12 protein-coding genes are annotated in these 16,814 nt (G+C 56.8%); 6 read left to right on the top strand and 6 right to left on the bottom strand.

All coding sequences use genetic code 11. From position 1 onward, the window contains the following. Positions 1 to 53 precede the first annotated feature (53 nt). From Pla100_RS07635 to Pla100_RS07620, 3 genes are all read left to right on the top strand, one after another. The gene (locus Pla100_RS07635) at positions 54 to 1,895 is read left to right on the top strand and encodes a Gfo/Idh/MocA family protein (RefSeq protein WP_146577063.1); all 1,842 of its coding nucleotides are present in this window, start codon (positions 54 to 56) and stop codon (positions 1,893 to 1,895) included. Between the two features lie 680 nt (positions 1,896 to 2,575). Continuing rightward, a complete protein-coding gene (locus Pla100_RS07625; RefSeq protein WP_390620580.1) occupies positions 2,576 to 3,565 on the top strand; it encodes an AAA family ATPase in 990 nt (329 codons plus the stop codon). Positions 3,566 to 3,580: 15 nt separating this feature from the next. Next, positions 3,581 to 5,041, top strand: coding sequence for a DUF58 domain-containing protein (locus tag Pla100_RS07620; RefSeq protein ID WP_146577062.1), 1,461 nt, complete (start codon positions 3,581 to 3,583; stop codon positions 5,039 to 5,041). Positions 5,042 to 5,046: 5 nt separating this feature from the next. On the opposite strand, the gene Pla100_RS07615 is transcribed toward Pla100_RS07620, so the two are convergent. The 4 genes from Pla100_RS07615 to Pla100_RS07600 form a co-directional block, all read right to left on the bottom strand. After that, positions 5,047 to 5,976, bottom strand: coding sequence for a hypothetical protein (locus tag Pla100_RS07615; RefSeq protein ID WP_146577061.1), 930 nt, complete (start codon positions 5,974 to 5,976; stop codon positions 5,047 to 5,049). A 218-nt stretch (positions 5,977 to 6,194) separates the two neighbouring features. Continuing rightward, the gene (locus Pla100_RS07610) at positions 6,195 to 8,921 is read right to left on the bottom strand and encodes an O-antigen ligase family protein (RefSeq protein ID WP_315853451.1); all 2,727 of its coding nucleotides are present in this window, start codon (positions 8,919 to 8,921) and stop codon (positions 6,195 to 6,197) included. Positions 8,922 to 9,218: 297 nt separating this feature from the next. Continuing rightward, positions 9,219 to 9,761: a MogA/MoaB family molybdenum cofactor biosynthesis protein gene (locus Pla100_RS07605; protein WP_231602810.1), complete on the bottom strand. Its 543-nt coding sequence runs from the start codon at positions 9,759 to 9,761 to the stop codon at positions 9,219 to 9,221. Between the two features lie 5 nt (positions 9,762 to 9,766). After that, entirely contained in the window at positions 9,767 to 10,132 is a 366-nt protein-coding gene (locus Pla100_RS07600; protein ID WP_146577059.1) for a Rieske (2Fe-2S) protein, read from the bottom strand. Between the two features lie 120 nt (positions 10,133 to 10,252). On the opposite strand from Pla100_RS07600, the gene Pla100_RS07595 reads away from it, so the two are divergent. The 3 genes from Pla100_RS07595 (at position 10,253) to Pla100_RS07585 (ending at position 13,085) form a co-directional block, all read left to right on the top strand. Then, positions 10,253 to 11,218: an ABC transporter ATP-binding protein gene (locus Pla100_RS07595; protein WP_146577058.1), complete on the top strand. Its 966-nt coding sequence runs from the start codon at positions 10,253 to 10,255 to the stop codon at positions 11,216 to 11,218. Between the two features lie 3 nt (positions 11,219 to 11,221). Continuing rightward, positions 11,222 to 12,484 carry an ABC transporter permease gene (locus Pla100_RS07590; RefSeq protein WP_146577057.1) on the top strand — a complete coding sequence of 421 codons (1,263 nt, stop codon included), beginning with the start codon at positions 11,222 to 11,224 and terminating at the stop codon, positions 12,482 to 12,484. 211 nt (positions 12,485 to 12,695) lie between these two features. Continuing rightward, positions 12,696 to 13,085 (top strand): hypothetical protein, encoded by a 390-nt coding sequence (locus Pla100_RS07585; protein ID WP_231602809.1) that lies wholly within the window; start codon positions 12,696 to 12,698, stop codon positions 13,083 to 13,085. Positions 13,086 to 13,324: 239 nt separating this feature from the next. Here the strand turns inward: Pla100_RS07585 and Pla100_RS07580 are convergent, their stop codons facing one another. Continuing rightward, positions 13,325 to 16,036, bottom strand: a complete 2,712-nt coding sequence (locus Pla100_RS07580; protein WP_146577056.1) for a CHAT domain-containing protein — start codon at positions 16,034 to 16,036, stop codon at positions 13,325 to 13,327. Further along, positions 16,033 to 16,812, bottom strand: coding sequence for an SDR family NAD(P)-dependent oxidoreductase (locus Pla100_RS07575; protein WP_146577055.1), 780 nt, complete (start codon positions 16,810 to 16,812; stop codon positions 16,033 to 16,035). The genes Pla100_RS07580 and Pla100_RS07575 overlap by 4 nt, the downstream gene beginning before the upstream one ends. Positions 16,813 to 16,814: the final 2 nt, after the last annotated feature.

Here is a 16,814-nt window from a genome sequence, read left to right as displayed (position 1 = left end):
TTCACCTCAACCCGCACCCATCCCTACTTGGCACTCGATAGGAGTGAATTTTCGTGGTCGATAAACTCTCTTCAGACCAACGCAACGTTGGCGAACAAAATTACTACTCCGCTGTCGGTAGCTACTACGACGTCAACCGGCGCGACTTCCTCCGCGGTATCGTGGCGACCGGCGCGGTCAGTGGCGCGGGGTTGGGCGCGGCGTACTTCGGTTACGGTAAGGTCAAGGACCCCGTCCGGGTTGCCGTCATCGGTACCGGTGACGAAGGCAACGTGCTGATCGGTGGATGCAACCCGGATTACGTCGACGTCAAAGCGATTTGTGACATTCGACCCTACAGCCAACATCGTGCCTTCCACGGTGACTGGTCGAGTCCCTCCGCTTTGCAACGCCGTCCCGGACTGATCAAAGTCGCCGGTTACAAGGACGAAGCCGAAGCACGCAAGAACGTTAAGGTTTACGACGGCAGCAACGGCGGCATCATGGAGTGCCTGGACAACAAAGACATTGAAGCGGTCATCATCGCCTTGCCGTTGTGGTTGCACGCACCCGTCGCCGCCTTGGCGATGGAACGCGGTCTTCACGTGCTGACGGAAAAATTGATGGCCCACAACGTCGCCCAGTGCAAAGTCATGTCGCGAATGGCCGCCGAACTCAAAGACAAGGATGGCAACCCGCTGCACTTGGCGACCGGTCACCAACGCCACTACAACGTCAAGTACGAGAATGCGGTCAACCTGATCCGTTGGGGATTGCTCGGCCAATTGCACCATATCCGCGCTCAATGGCACCGTGGCAACTTGCCCGGTGGCGACAGTTGGTCGATGCCGATTCCCGGTGGCGAAATGGTCGACGGCAAAAACTTCGATCGAATCGCCAAAGACATCGACCATCGTCGGAAGTTGCTCAAGGAGTCGTCCGATCCGGACGAAATCGTGCGACTGCAACAAGAGATCGCGTTATGGCAAGCGTGGGATGCTGACAAGAACGTCGACCCGAAGGATCACGGTTACACGGACTTCTCCGTCGGCGACAAGATGTTCACCGCGATGGAGGAACTGCACCGCTGGCGATTGTTCCAACGAACCGGTGCGGGCCTGATGGCGGAACTGGGCAGCCACCAACTCGATGCGGTCAGCATTTTCTTGAGTTCTTTGCGTGACGATGGCAAGAAGGTGCATCCGCTCAGCGTTCACGCCGTTGGCGGACGGCACATCATGCCCGTCGATCGCGAAGTCGGCGATCACGTGTATTGCATGTTCGAGTTCCCCGGCCCCGAGTACTCCGAAGCGTTCAACGTCGGTTACTACGATCGCGTTGAAAAATATCCCAACCCCAAGAGTCCCGGAAACGGACCGGTCGCCGGTTACGAAACCGATCCGAACAAGAAGGTTGTGGTGACCTATTCGTCGATCAACGGCAACGGCTGGGGCGGTTGGGGTGAAGTCGTTATGGGCACGAAGGGGACTTTGGTTCTCGACAAAGAAACCGACGTTTATCTTTATCGTGACAGCGACACGAGCAGCAAAGTCGGCGTCGCGAAGAAAGCCGGCGGTTACGCATTGGACACCTCGGCATCGGGCGATTACTCAGCACCGGTCGCCCAAGCCGCTTCGTCCGGTCCGGTCAGCCGTGGTTACCAAGAAGAGATCGAACACTGGGCCTATTGCATCCGCAACCCCGATCCGGAGAACAAACCGCGTTGCTATCCGGCCGTCGCGATGGGTGACGCGGTCATCGCCTTGGGCACCAACGTGGCGCTCAAGCGAGCCAACCGTGGCGAGAGCGGTTACTTGAAATTCGAAGAAGAGTGGTTCGACGTAGACAGCGATGCAACCCCCGACGATAGCGATATCGCAGCGGAAACGAAGTTCATGACCAAGCCGGTCGCGTAGCGATTGTTCGCAGTTAATAACCATTTCAACAGCCGTAGTGCACTAGCGGGCTGTTGTTTTAGATGTTTTGGTAACCCGAATGACAACAATTACCCGATGGGCGTCAGCCTAGGCAGTTCAAAATTCGGTGTTGACTCGTTGTTTTTCCTTTTTCTCCCAGCAGTTTCTTGTCCACCTGTGACCTCTCCCGAACGCAGTTTGGGGGAGGTCGAGCGACGACGTTCAGGAGTCCGCGAGGGAGGGGGCACGGGCGTTGTTTGGTTGGATCGGCTTGGTTTGCCCTGGGGATGCCCCCTCCCGGATCTTGCTTCGCTCGATCCGACCTCCCCCAGCTTTGCTGGGAGAGGTGACAGGAAGTTGCGGATAATGAAAATATCGCGATACCAAATTTTTGAACAGCGCAGCGTTAGCCCCGGTTGGCGTCCGGTTAACCGCCGCTAACGCGGAACGGCTAATTCAATCAACAAGTCCGGTTAACCGCCGCTAACGAGGTACGGCTAATTCAATCAACCAGCCGCTAGCACGTGGTTGGTCTAGAATCAATCTTGACTTGGCAAGTCGTTAGAGTGGCCACCCCCGCTCGACTTCTTGAGGTACAATGGGGCGGTTAATGTACGAGTAGCCTTTTCGGAGTTCCGTCTTTGCCGCCTCCCAATCCCGTCGCCCCACTGCCTGCTGGGATGCCGCCCGCCGGGATGCCACCGGCTTCGCCCGGACACATCGACGTAACGCCCGTTGCCGAACTCGCCAAGCGGGTGATCGGTAATGTTGAATTGGCGATCGTCGGCAAACGTAAGCAACTGGTCTTGTCACTTGTTGCCTGGTTGAGCGGAGGGCACATTTTGCTCGAAGACGTCCCAGGCGTCGCCAAGACGATGCTCGCCCGTGCGCTCGCCAAGAGTCTCGGTTGCCAGTTCAAGCGGGTACAGTGTACGCCCGACTTACTGCCCACCGATGTGACGGGCACGTCTATTTTCAACCAAAAGGACTCGGAGTTTGAGTTTCGTCCCGGCCCGGTGTTCACGCAAATATTGCTGGCCGACGAGATCAACCGAGCCACGCCGCGAACGCAGGCTTCGTTGCTCGAAGCGATGGCCGAAGGACGTGTGACCGTCGACGGAAAGACCTACACGCTCAAGCCGCCCTTCCTCGTCATCGCGACTCAGAACCCGGTCGATCACGAGGGAACGTTTCCGTTGCCCGAAGCGCAGCTGGATCGGTTCTTGATGCGATTTTCGCTCGGGTATCCGACCGTCGAGGAAGAGATGCGAATGCTGGATATGTTGCAACGCACCCATCCGGTGGACACGATCGGTGCGGTTGCGACGGCGGAGCAGCTCGTCGAAGCTCAAGCCCGGATTCGAGAGGTCCACGTCGATCCGCGGGTTCGACACTACATCTTGCAGGTCGTTCACGAGACGCGACACAACGAACACTTGGCACTCGGTGGCAGCCCACGTGCGACGATCGCGTTGTTTCGTTGTGGCCAAGCGATGGCGGCGATTCGCGGACGGAGTTTTGTCCTGCCCGACGATATCAAGAAAATCATCGCGCCGGTCATGAACCATCGGTTGATCATGAGACCCGAGAGTCGATTGAGAAAACTAACGACGGAAAAAATCCTCGAAGAGATTCTTGGCGAAATCGCCGTCCCGACGATTCAATCATAAACGACGCCGTTTTCCATGAACGATCCTAACGCGTCTTCTTCGACAACGACGTCCTCTTCGAGCACGTTCACCATCGTTGCGATCTGCGCCGGCGTGTTGGTCCTTGGCATGATCGCCGGTGCAGGATTGTGGATGACGGCGGCGATGACGGTGGCCCTTGTCGTCGCTGGCGGAGCGTATCTCTCGTCGGAATGGTCCGAGAACGTCGTCGCGGTCCGCCAGGACGGACTACCGTCGATCGACGAAGCGCCCACCAATGATGATCCCGAAAGCGGCGATTTGGCCGTTCGCATCGGGTCCAAGATCCCGATCACGGTTGCCGTAACCAATCGGGGCAAACTTCCTGTCGCTTGGGTTTTGGCGGAAGATCTTCTGCCGCGTTTGACGGCGACGGAGAACGAAGAATCCGACTCGGCGAGCGAATTGTATCGGGCCGCTCCCTTGACCATCGATGGGCCACGCTTGCAAGTGCTATCGCTGTGGCCGGGGCAGACGAAGTATTTGCGATACACGATTCATTGTCGACGACGCGGTTACTATCAAATCGGTCCGACGGTGTTGGAAACGGGCGACCCGGTCGGCATGTACCGTCGTTTTCGCTTGGGTACGCGGCCGGTGTTCGTGACGGTGCTTCCAAAGATCGAATTGTTGTCGACCTTCGAAATCGGTTCGCGTCGTCCCATCGGCGAGATTCGTATCCGCGCAAATATCATGCCGGACCCGACCCGCTTGCGAGGCATTCGCCAATGGCAGATCGGCGACCCGATGCGAAGTGTCCACTGGGCGGCAACGGCGCGAACGGGAACGTTGCACAGCAAGATCTATGAGCCTTCATCGGTGATCGGTTCGACACTGATCTTGGACATGCACGTCGACACCAACCCCGATCGCCATGAACCGTTTCGAACGGATTTGGCCATCACAGCAGCGGCGTCGATCGCGGCGGCATTGCACGACGCAGGTGAACCGTTTGGTTTGGCAACCAATGGACGCGACGCGGCCGATCGAGTTCGCGAGGAGGGTTTCCGCGGCGACCACCGTGTCAGTGATCCGTTTCGACAGCGGTCCAGTGCCGGGGAAGCGGCCAAAATGAGCGTCACGAACGACCGCTTGCGACCGGTGATCATCAGTGTTGAACGAGGCCCGGTTCATCTGCAAGCGATGATCCGAACGCTCGCCCGACTCGAACGAACCGACGGACTGACCCTTGCGGAATTCTTGATTGAATCGGAATCTCGTTTGTCCAACGAGACCACGCTGCTCGTCATTTTGCAACAGGCGCCACCCGAAACCATCGGCGCGCTGGTTGGTTTAGCTCGACGTGGTTGGGCGGTATCGGTGATCATGAATTCATTGGACCTCAATGAATATACTAGCGTCGCCGGACCACTGATGGCCGAGAACATTCAAGTCTCGCACTTATCGGACGAACGCAGCATTCTGGACGTGTGTCGACAGCAGATGATGCGGTCATAGCGGCATCAACGCGATCGTGTGATCCGCAATGCTTCCTTCAAGATATCCCGTTCGCGACGAACCCGCTCCAGTTCCGCTTCAAGCTGTTCAATCTGTTGCTCCTGCCTCGCGATCAAATTGGATTGATCGTCGGATTCAAAACTTTTCTCTGGAACGGCGACCGCATCATTCGAATCGTGATACACCAAACGGTATTCAAGAAACACAACGATTGAGGCACCGGTCAAAAGCACGCCGCCAAAGATGAGATTGTCTCGTAGCGTCCGTTTCCGTTTCGGTTTGTTTTTTTTCCTGAGTTGGGAACGAGACGGTTTGGTGGATTCCTCGTCGTGCAAACCTGCCCTTTCGACCGAGTAACGATGGGATCGCAAAACGTCATCGGCTGATTCGCCGGCGGGAGTCGCATCGGTTCCGAAGTAAGCTCCAAATTTCGACTTGGTGAGTGTATCGCCATCGGCCGCCGGTGCTGTATTTTCCTGCAGTCGGCGGCGCATTTCAGGATCCTCGACCCGTAACGCAACGGCTTTGCTTTTCGCTTTGGCGTAGAGACTAACGTGCCAGAGTAATTCGAATAGAAGCGGTGGCGTGCCTGTGACAGCTCGCAAGTCAATGATCACGCGGCGGCCGGGGACATCGATTGCCCGTTTGAGTCGATCGCGCAGCGCGATCACATCAAACGGCTGTCCTTCGTTCCAACGAACGACAATGAGTTGAGGCGGCGGGGCTTTGGCCAAGGAATCGGTCGTGGGGGCAGCGGAAGACTTCCTCTCAATTCCGGGCCCGCTAACGTCAGTAGTGACCTCTTGTGCCGACATCGTCGGACCCGCATGATCGCTAATAACGGTTTCAGAAATCAACGGTTCCGAAATCGATCCCGGCCCTACCATCGCGACGGGCTGATTCGAGTCGACGATCTTACGTTGTGACTGGCTCATCTCCGAACGCTCGGATTGGTGTAAGGTATACGATCCACCTAAATTGGGGTCCCTTCATGAGCAAGATTAGGACCTGTCCACGTCGAAGTAAACGATGTGTTATCGAGCACGCATTTAATTCACGGTTTCTTCATTGCTTGCCAATAGATGACAGTGCGTTCGAATGCGGACAACGGCCACCTCGGAGGCGCGAGTCAAATCGATGAGTTTCCCAAAAATCACGGATTCAAGATCGCTTCGATTTGTTCAGGATCGATCTGAGGCAGTTCACTCGACTCGGTCAGTCGTTTGCGATCTGATTCGGCGATTTGGTCGACCACCTTTTGAAAGCGAGGGTTGTCGGGCAAACTTGTTCGACCCAACCTGGCTTGCGCCATCGCTTCGGCCGTACGTCCTTGGCTGAGCAAATAGTCGATCAACTCGAGCCGGAAATTGGCTTGGTCGGGGGCGAACCGAATCGCGCTGAGGTAGGCCTCGATTCCTTTTTCGGGCGATTCCAAAAAGAAGTAAATCTTGCCCCGCAGCGCCTCGCAAGCGGAGCGTTGGGACATCGACTCGCCCGCATGGCAGCGAATGATCTCCAAACATCGACGCAAGAAACGAGGGTCGGGATTTTGCCACGAGAGATAGCTCGCGGCGGCCCGCTTCATCGCTTCGGAAGTTTCCGGAATTGCATTGACGACGTCCGCGTCGGGGAAATCTTTCAGGCGATTCATCACTTCGGTCGCGTAATTCGGATTCGTCGTCAACGCTCTGCGAAAGGCCGTCTCGGCTCGCGTCAGATCACCTCGCAGCAGCGACTCAGTTCCCAGCGTCATCAGCCGTTGTGGATTCCCGCCGTAGAAGGTTGTTAAATGTTCTACCGCGTGATCGGCCATGGTCTCAGGTGACTGCGCTGAATTCGGTACCAACGCGAGAGACTCGTTTCCGCTGCCGGGTCTCTCGTGAAAGACGATTGGTTTGAGCCGCAAGAGATCTCCGCGTGGTGCCTGCGCCAGCGGACAATCTGCCAGCGATGCCAAACAGGTTTGCCATGCATTGAGATAGTGGCGGTAACTCGGCGGGTTCCCACGCCGCGGCACGTTGGCTTTGGGCGGATACGGCAATTCGCGATTGACCAAACTCGTCTGGGCGAAAACCTTGGACAATTCATCGGTCGTCCGTGGCTTCCATTCTAACGACTCGATTAAGCGGCCCCGGTCCTTTTGAACCGTCGCAAGCTGTGCGTAAAGATAGGGCGTCGGTCGGATCGAGAGTTGCTCGACCAAGACTTCTTCCATTTTCTCAAGCGAATCCGGATTGAGTCTCCATTGCGTGTACTCGTCGCGTAGACGATTCAACATCGATTGAGCGATCGCGTCGTCGCGCAGACGTGGCATGACCAACCATCCCACCACCGACGCGGCGATCGCCACCGCCGCCGTTGAGACGAGTGACCACGAAACTCCGTTTCTGGTTTCCGCCTTCAAACGAATACGCGGCTTTTCCGGCTCGGGCGTGTCGAACGCTCCGTGATCTTGGATTACCGCCGAAGCACCACCATTGGCAAAATCTCGCGACACCACCGCTGTCGACAACAAAACGACGGCGAATAGATTGGCCGGCATCGCCAAGCCGAAGTCGAAAAATTGTGATACGACGACAGCTGCGATCATGTACCAGCACGCCACGCGTAGCCCCTGATCGAGCGGATCAACCGATAACGCTAGACGATTCACTGAGATCAACAGAAACCCCAGCATCATTGCGGCGACCAAAACTCCAATCGCACCGGTTTCCACGAACATCTCCAACCACAAGTTGTCGGCGTGTTCGAACCACGCGCCCGCCGAGGCGTCTTGGTAGGGTAAGTATGCGTATCCGTAAGTCGAAACGCCTGAACCGCCCGGCAAATAAGCCATCGCGGCTTTCCATCCGTCCTGCCAGTGAGTCAGTCGGCCGTCGCTTTGTAAAGTGTCCGCTTCCGCAGAGATCAATTCCATCCGCTGGAGCGATTCCAAGTTGAGTTGCATCGGCGTGACCAAGATTGCCACCGACGCGGCCAAGACCAGAAACAAAACGGGAATACTGAGCAACCCCCGGCGCGGCCGAACGTAGCCGAAGGCGAGTACCAAGCCGAAAATGGCCGCGACCAAGCCGCCCCGCGAACCGTTGATCAACAGTCCGGCCGAACAACACGTTCCCGACAACAATCCGGTCAGCGACTCTCGATCGGAAATCAACGCGACCAAATCATTGAACTCAAAATCGGGATCGTCCAACTCGATTTGATGAAGCGCCATCATCCGCCACGACAGCAACCCTAAACTTGCCGCAAGCCCCAGGTTCAACATCAGTGCTGCGTTGTTGCGATTGACAAACCCCGCAAACGACGTCGCCTTGGGACGGAAAATCCACAAGTCCGCCGTCGGGTCCAACTTGCGATAAAAACCTAAGATGGCAACGCTTGCCCCGGCAATGGCGATCGCACTGAGCAGCATTTTCAAACGGTTGCGACCGTGGAAGACGATCGATCCGGCCCAGCAAAGTGGTAGCAAGATCGTTAATAACGCTGCGACATGGGCCGTATCGCCGGGCGACACCGAAACGGACATTTCCGCATCCACTTCAGACGCGTCCAAGAACGGTTCCAGCCAACGCGTGTAGGCCTCATGAGACCCCGGGCTTATCCAAGAAACCAATCCCGCCGGCATCGAGATCGACTGAAACCACGCCCAACCGACGAGCAATCCAAGTGGGATCAGCAAGCGGTGCTGCATCAATCCCGACGACGCCGTTGAATCGGTCAGCCCGGCGACGGCGAGTACCGCCGCAACAAGCACACCGATCGCGGCGACGTATTGACTCCAGTGGTAGATGCCACCGAAATCAACCGCCAACAGCATCGGCAAAATGACCAAGATGAGAGCGGCAGCCCACAATAAAACAGAACGAACCCGATCCACGCCAAATTCCAATCATACCGAGACAAGGTCAAACACGCCGAAGCGTCCCGCTCCGCTGCCAAACGTTTGACGTCCTCTTTATCCCAAAGATCGCAAACGAAAGCGACCCGATCCGCAACTTTTCCGAAAACGAGATGCACGCCCACCCCTCGGCCGGACGGTCGGTCGCCTCCTTAGGCGAGCGGCAGAAAAAAATCTTCCATGGGTCGTAGCTGGATTCGCAAGAATTCAGAAATCACTGAATTCCAGCTACGGTATATTGCCTCCAAAGGGTCAGACCCCTTTTCGGATAGGCTCTTAACTCGCTCGTTGTACCAAGGACACGGCATGTCGAATGATCGGTAAGACGCAGTGTGTCATGCCTGTCGTCACCGCGCCGGTCGAGCCCGGCAAGGCAAAGATAACCGTCCGACCGATGCGACCGGCCGTCGCACGACTGAGCATCGCCTTGGGACCGATTTCGGCAATCGACAGCGAGCGGAAATACTCGCCAAAACCAGGCAAGCTTACTTCCAATAAACTTTCGATCGCGTCGATCGCCAAGTCTCGAGGCGCGATCCCGGTGCCGCCGGTCGTGACGATCGCGTCAAGACCAGGCGTCTGACAAACGGCGCGGATACGAGCAATCAAGGGTTCGGCATCATCGGTCAAGATTTCGCGAATCACAACGTGATGGCCCTCATTTTCGAACAACTCGACCACGCGGTCCCCGCTGCGGTCGTCGGCCAATGTTCGCGTATCTGAAAGCGTAAAGACGGCTACCCGGAGGGCCGCTTTTGGATCGATGTCTGGGCATCCGCATGATTCGGTCGCCGATAATATCGGCAGTTTTTCAGGCACGTCGTTCAAACGAACACCTCGACACGATCTTCGTTTTGGCGGATTGGGTAAGTTTGCTGCAACGGCTGCCGGTTGATCGTTTGGATGCCGGTGGCCAGGTCGTACTGCCACCCGTGCCAAGGACAGGTCACACATCCGTCCCGGACGGATCCCTGGGCGAGCGGCCCGCCCTGATGGGCGCACATGGCGTCGATCGCGTACCAGTGGCCGGCGTGGCGAAAGACAGCCACGACACGCTCGCCGATTAACGCCTCGAATGCAAGATCAGCCGACTCGGACGCATCGTCTGCGGCAAGCTGACGAACGGCGTGCCATTCCCCTCCGTCGGGGACGTCGTCGGTTGGCTGGAGTGAATTAGTTTCGAATTGCATGAGCCCCAAGGGGTTGAATCGAGGGAGTTTGGCGTTTCCGTCATCGTTGTCGTTGAAGTACTATCGTTAAAACGTAACTTCGACCACCCCCGTTCGTGAACGCTCGTTTCGAGGCATGCTTTGATTTCGTCGCCCCCGGACGCCATCACCGTGACGGAACTGAAAAAAAGTTTCGGTCGCGGTTCGAACTCGCACACCGCCTTGGACGGAATCTCTTTTCGTTTATTTCCCGGCGAACGGCTGGCGTATTTGGGGCCCAACGGGGCCGGTAAGACAACCATGATCCGGTGCTTGTCCGGCCGAACGCGACCGGACTCCGGCCGGATCGAGCTGATGGGACAACCCGCTCATCATCGCCATGTCCGCGAAACTCTCGGATTGGTGCCACAAGAAATCGCATTGTATGGCGACCTGACGACGCGTGAAAACCTATCCGCGTTCGGCCGCTTTCACGGCCTGACCGGTAAGATTCTGCGTCATAAGATTCAGTGGGCACTGACGTGGACCGGACTCGAGGACCGAGCCGACCATTTGGTCAACACGTTTTCCGGCGGGATGAAGCGGCGCATTAACTTGGCGTGTGGCGTTTTGCACGATCCCGAGATTCTGCTACTCGATGAACCGAGCGTGGGCGTCGATCCGCAAAGTCGCCAGCGGATTTTTTCGATGCTCGATGAACTGAGCGTCCGCGGAACGTCGATCCTATTGACGACCCATCACCTCGACGAAGCCGAAACGCAGTGCGACCGGATTGTGATCGTCGATCATGGTCGCGTCGTCGCCACCGGAACCTTCGACGAACTCATCAAACAAACCATCGGTGTTGATCGGACGGTCACGATTCGTTTGGATCAAGTCCTGAGAGGCTCTGGCAATGAAACGCTCGCGATGACGGGATTGAACCTCATCGTTCATCCCGGGGAATCGACCATCGCGGCCAAGATTCAAGATGTGGCTGCGGAATTGCCTCGGTTGATCGACGCCCTGCGCAGTGCCGGGTACGGTGTCACGGACGTCGATGTCCAGAATCCGTCTTTGCATCATGTGTTCCTGCACTTGACCGGCCACGCACTGCGGGATGGATGACCGATGGTCTGGAAAGTGATCGAAATCCATTTGCGTCGACTGCGTCACAACCGTGTCGAATGGTTATTGACGTTCATCGTGCCGATCGCTTTCTTCACGATCTTCGCCTTGATCTTCACCCGCGGGGTCGGTTCGACGCCTCGGGTAAAGGTCGTCTTGGTCGATGGAACTTGTCGACCCGTGCTCGACGCGCTCAGCCAAAACGAGGGACTGCGGATTGTTCGCGGTAACGAAGACGCGCTCACGGTCGACCGACCAACCGCCGAGACGATGGTCCGCCGGGGAACTGCCACGATCGCCGTTGTCATCCACGAAAACGAGGGCGACCTATCGGCCGAATTGCTCAATGACGCTTCCGATCAAGTCGCCGCGCAGGTCGTCACGGCTTTGGTCACGCGAGCGATGATGACACACCTTTCGTCAGCAGCCAATCCACTGGACTCGCCAAATCGACCAACCACTGGCATCGATCCTGACTTCGCCAAGTTCGTCGAAAACGTCGCCCAGAAACCTGCGATCACGGACGATTCGGACGATGCCGACACGCCTACGTCACCCGCATCCTCCGCTCCCGCAACCCCATCGTCGTCTCCCAGCACCGCGTCGGAGGGATTTCGACCGCCGAAGATTGACGTCGTCAACGTGATCGGACAAGGCAAATCGAATCCCTTGGTTAGCGTCTACGCCGCCGGCATCGCGGTCATGTTCTTGTTATTCGGAGCGACCAGCGGTGGAGGCGTATTGTTGGAAGAACGCGAGAGCCACACGCTCGAACGTTTGCTAGCAACTCAAATGTCGATGGACCAACTGCTGCTAGGAAAGTGGTTCTATTTGACTCTGCTCGGTTGCGTCCAAGTCACCGTCATGTTTGTGTGGGCACAGATTGCATTTGGTTTGGATTTGATGGGGCATTTCGACGGCTTCGTGATGATGACCGTCACCACCGCCGCGGCGGCCGCATCATTCGGATTATTTCTGGCGACGTTGTGCCGAACCCGCGGCCAACTTAACGGGCTATCGGTGGTCGCCGTCTTAACGATGAGTGCTCTGGGAGGATCGATGGTGCCTCGCTACGTCATGAGCGAATCGCTCCGCGACGTAGGACTATGGACGTTCAACGCCTGGGCACTCGATGGTTACGACAAAGTGTTCTGGCGCGAGTTACCACCGAGCGAACTGGGGCCGCAATTGAGCGTCTTGCTAGGCACAGCGTTTGCATTACTGATACTTGCTCGCCTACTCGCGATCCGCTGGGAAACCAACTAGAGCAAAACAACATCGCGTGAAGAACCGATGAAATCGGTATCGATCACGTAATTTAGGTGAAATTTGATGGTGATTTCGGCGGTTTCGATGCTAGTATTGAAGAGTGTGGTGACGGCAACCTCCCCGAACGGGCGAGATGGTTGGCCGCACAAATGCATCCTTTTGCCGTGGCCCGATGGGAAATCTGGTCCGATAGGAATAGGAAACTGACATGTCTTACCAAACGATCCTCAATACGCTCCGCCCCTCTTTGGAACCGTTATGGACCCAGGGACTGGGATCGTTCGTGCAGCAATGGCGCGTCGGCGATTGGGCTATCTATCGTAAGAGCAAACGCAGCACTCACCCCGGACGCCGGGCGTTGCGTGTCAAGGCGAACACGAAAGGCGAGACATACGCATATGTCGTCGACAAGTTTTGGGTCGTCGATGAGATTCTCGACGACGGCACGCTCGTGATGCGAACCGCCCGCGGCAAACGTCATCACATCGCGCCCGATGATCGCAATCTTGTTCGCCCGAACCTGTGGACCCGCCTGCGATGGACCGACCGCTTTCGATCGATCGCCGAACAAAAACACGAATCCACAGCGACCGTCTAGACGCCCAGATCGCCATCCGTATTAGACGGAACCGAAAATGGTAACCCGCAGCGTTAAGCACCTCAGTTATCGCCGCATTCGTTGTTTTTTGGCAATTGATAATAGCCCGACGCGAGACGGGCTGTTGATTGAATCGTTTAACGGCAAGCCGCAGGCGACAGAGCTTGAAAACGCAGGCGCCTGCGGCTTGCCGTTAAACGAAAACGCCCAAACGTGCACTCAATCAACACGCCGTAACGCTACGGGTTACCATTCGGACTGTTGACGTCAAATCGCGACTGGCCCGTCATCACGAACGCCGCCCAAAATAAAGGATGCGCGACCCCGAAGCGTTTTCGTCGGGCTTCGATGTGACGTTGCTGAGCTTTCTGCAACGAAGCGGCAATCTCATGAGAATCCGCGAGCGCTTCGAAAAAGCCCTGCATCAAGACCATCGTGTCTCGGTCGGGAATCTCCCAAAGCGACGACACGACCGAACGTGCTCCGGCAAGATGGAACGCTCGACGCAAACCGACGACCCCGCCGGTCGCCTCTAACTCGCCCAACCCCGTTTGACAGGCGCTCAACACCGCCAACCGGGTCCCGGATAAATCCGTTCGCGCGATCTCCAGCCCGGTCAACACACCATCGTCGCTGAGACTCGTGATCGAACGATGTCCGTTCGCACCCGCCATCATCAACCCGCAACTGACCAAGGGGTTGCGATCCTCTCCCAATGAAATCTCGAGGCGTGAGGCGAGTGCCTCGTCGAGTGTAAAGCCATGCGTGCTAACGACAAGCACCGACGGGCTGGCGAGCTGTTTGAAAGTGGACTCTCGTGCAGACTCCTGTAACCAGGTTTCCGGATCACGGCCGGTCAAGCGAGAAATCGCCGGTGAGATCAAACCAGCTTCCGTTGCCGAGAACGTCAAACGTTCGACCGAAGGTAGTCGGATGAGTTCGGTCGGGGACGTTTCCGCTTCGTTCCCCGATCGTGATGATTCCGAATTCGAAGATGCTACGGCGGCGTCGAAAATGGGGTCGGCAAAGATCACGGCCGGATTGGCTGAAACGATGGATCCTTGACGAACGAGTTCCCGGCCGCTGAGTTGAAGCTGGACCACGTGAGTCTCGGCCACAAACGTCTGCCCGTCTGGACTTAAGAGAGCCGACCACGGCAACAGCCAAAGGTTCTGATCCGGCGACAAAATTAGTTCTGTGTTGTTGCCGCAAGCCTCGCGGATCGGATGCCAAATCAATCGGCTCGCGGCAATCAATGCCGGCTTTAGCTTTTCGTAGGCGGCCTGGTCTCCCAGTTCGGGAATGTGTTGGACCGATGCATCCATCGCCCGACGAACATCTACCACCGCTTGGTCGATCGCGTCGGCGGGGCCAAGATCGATGAACCGGACATCTCCGGTTTTGGTCACGATCCACGCCGCATAACGTTGCTCGGTCGCCGAAGGCGTGGCCGTCTCGTCAAACTCGAAGTCGAGATACGAGAGGATATCGACATACACACCGTTATCTGGAATCGCGTCGCGGATATCGTTCAGGTCGATCCAAGGCTGCGCCGCCCACGCTTCCCGCTTGGCAAGATCGAGCGACGCACCACCTTGAACCGATTGGGCTTCTTCAACAAGCCCTTTTCCGTTGATCAACCACTCCGCCGACATCGCCAACACGTCTGGCAAAGTTGCGAAATCGATAGCGAGCGATATGGAAGAATAAAACGTGTATCGGTCCGTCTGGGCAAGATACTCGCGTTGCTCTTGGGCGTTCATTCCCCATAATTCTTTACGAAGCGTTTGGCGCAATTGACGCAAACGACTGTCGACCATGCCGAACGCGTCTGCCGTTTGACCCGTTTGCAGGTGGTTGGCGAGCAACTTTCGTTGTTCGCCGCGGATGAACGGTGCCAAGTCTGGGAATCGCTTTTCAAGCTCGGCGATGGCGAGCCCGAACGCCTCCATCGACACCGGGTCTTTCACATTTAGTTTTGCAGACGTCAATCGCAATCGCTGTAGGGCGATCGTTTTGGATTGTGCGGGGTGATGTTCCTCCAGTCCAGACACAGCAGATTCGTAGATCGGAATGGCTTCGTCGGCACGCCCCAAGGCAACGAGTTGTTGCGCGATCTTCGCGTTCGTCTTGAGGGTTTGAAGATGAGTGGGGCCGTAACTCTTGACATAAACCCGGAAAGCGGTTTGGTAGATATTCAATGCGTCTTCGTGTTCTTGAATCATCTCCATCGCAGAGGCAACGGGAATTGTCGTGTCGATGGCGTCGGGATGATCGCTGCCGAAAGCCTCGCGATTGATGTCCCAGGCTTGCCGAGCGTACTGGATGGCCTCTTTCAGTTCGCGTCGTTCGATCGACAAATTAGCAAGATCCAACAACACCTCGGCGGTCTCGGGAGCATTCTTACCGTATAGTTTTTGGTGAACGCTCAAGGCATCGTCGAGTATTGTTTTGGCTTGAGCGTACGCGCCCGCGTTGGCGGCGACGATCCCGGCATAGTCCAATGCGATGGCAGCGTGCGGATGTCGGTCGTTCCATAAACGCCTCAGTCCGTCGGCACACGCCAAGGCGTCTTGAAGTTGCTGCGTAGTTGCCGTGCCCGAATTGACGATCCGTTCGATCTCGGTGACCTGTTCCCACAAACGGGCTTCCTCGGCGATCTGATCCTTGGAATGCGTTTTCGGCTTGGTCTTCGACCGTGAAATCCAATACCGGGTTTGGGATTTCGGTTCAACCGCCAGTAGCCAATCGTCTTGGACTTCTAAAGCGAACAACTCTTGCTCTCGCGGAATGTCGGCGACAACCGTCGTTCCGTCCATGAACCGAGCATCATCGGTAGTCACAACGAACACCTGTGCATGGGTTTCCAATGCCAGTGCTAGACTGAATAAGACGCCGAGGCCCCAACCTGGGATGCGTCCCTTTCGATCGGGTTCGGCTTTCCCGTTCATCGTGCGGTCCAGCCTCCGTCAACGGTGACGAGGCTGCCGGTCATGTAACTCGACGCGGGGCTGGCCAGAAAAATTGCCGCACCTTGGATCTCGTTCATCTCACCCCATCGTTGTAGTGCCGTCGCTCCGACGATAAACTGTTTCGCTTCCTCGGTCTCCGCGATCGGGACGTTCATCGGCGTTAAGAATGGACCGGGGCAAATCGCGTTGACGGTGATTTTTTCCGGTGCAAGCTCTAATCCAAGAGCTCGGGTCAAGTTCACGACCGCGCCTTTGCTTGTCGCGTACGGCGTGCGATTGGCCAAGCCGACCAATCCCAGTGTGCTGGCCATGTTGATGATGCGACCGTAGCCGCGTTCCTTCATCACCGGAACGACGTATTTGCAACACAGCCACATCGCGTCGACGTTGATGCTTTGAACCTGGCGAAATTCGTCGAACGATATCTGATCGATCGGACCACGGATATTGATCCCCGCATTGTTGATCAAGATATCCACGCGACCGAACTCGGATCGGGTGTGCTCGACCATGCGCCGCACATCGTCTTCGGACGAAACGTCGGCCTCCAACCCGATCGCACGGATGGGGTATTCGTCGGCGATCACCGATGCGGCCGATCGGGCCTCGGCTTCATTGCGACTGACCAATACGAGATTGGCACCGGCCGAAGCCAAGCCGGCCGCCATCGCTTCACCAAGTCCCTTGGACCCGCCGGTGACTATGGCGACTTGATCGGTAAGTTGAAATTGTGAAAGTCCAGGCCAGCGTGTCATGG

It is taken from the genome of Neorhodopirellula pilleata (genome assembly GCF_007859915.1).
In the GTDB taxonomy this organism is placed as follows: domain Bacteria; phylum Planctomycetota; class Planctomycetia; order Pirellulales; family Pirellulaceae; genus Rhodopirellula; species Rhodopirellula pilleata.
The sequence above is the reverse complement of the archived record's forward strand: the minus strand, read 5'-3'. Positions and strand labels throughout refer to the sequence as shown.

Coding starts and splice junctions, on each gene's coding strand:
- Pla100_RS07590 (WP_146577057.1), top strand. CDS start 11,222: ATGGTCTGGAAAGTGATCGAAATCCATTTGCGTCGACTGCGTCACAAC.
- Pla100_RS07600 (WP_146577059.1), bottom strand. CDS start 10,132: ATGCAATTCGAAACTAATTCACTCCAGCCAACCGACGACGTCCCCGAC.
- Pla100_RS07575 (WP_146577055.1), bottom strand. CDS start 16,812: ATGACACGCTGGCCTGGACTTTCACAATTTCAACTTACCGATCAAGTC.
- Pla100_RS07620 (WP_146577062.1), top strand. CDS start 3,581: ATGAACGATCCTAACGCGTCTTCTTCGACAACGACGTCCTCTTCGAGC.
- Pla100_RS07580 (WP_146577056.1), bottom strand. CDS start 16,036: ATGAACGGGAAAGCCGAACCCGATCGAAAGGGACGCATCCCAGGTTGG.
- Pla100_RS07585 (WP_231602809.1), top strand. CDS start 12,696: ATGTCTTACCAAACGATCCTCAATACGCTCCGCCCCTCTTTGGAACCG.
- Pla100_RS07625 (WP_390620580.1), top strand. CDS start 2,576: ATGCCGCCCGCCGGGATGCCACCGGCTTCGCCCGGACACATCGACGTA.
- Pla100_RS07615 (WP_146577061.1), bottom strand. CDS start 5,976: ATGAGCCAGTCACAACGTAAGATCGTCGACTCGAATCAGCCCGTCGCG.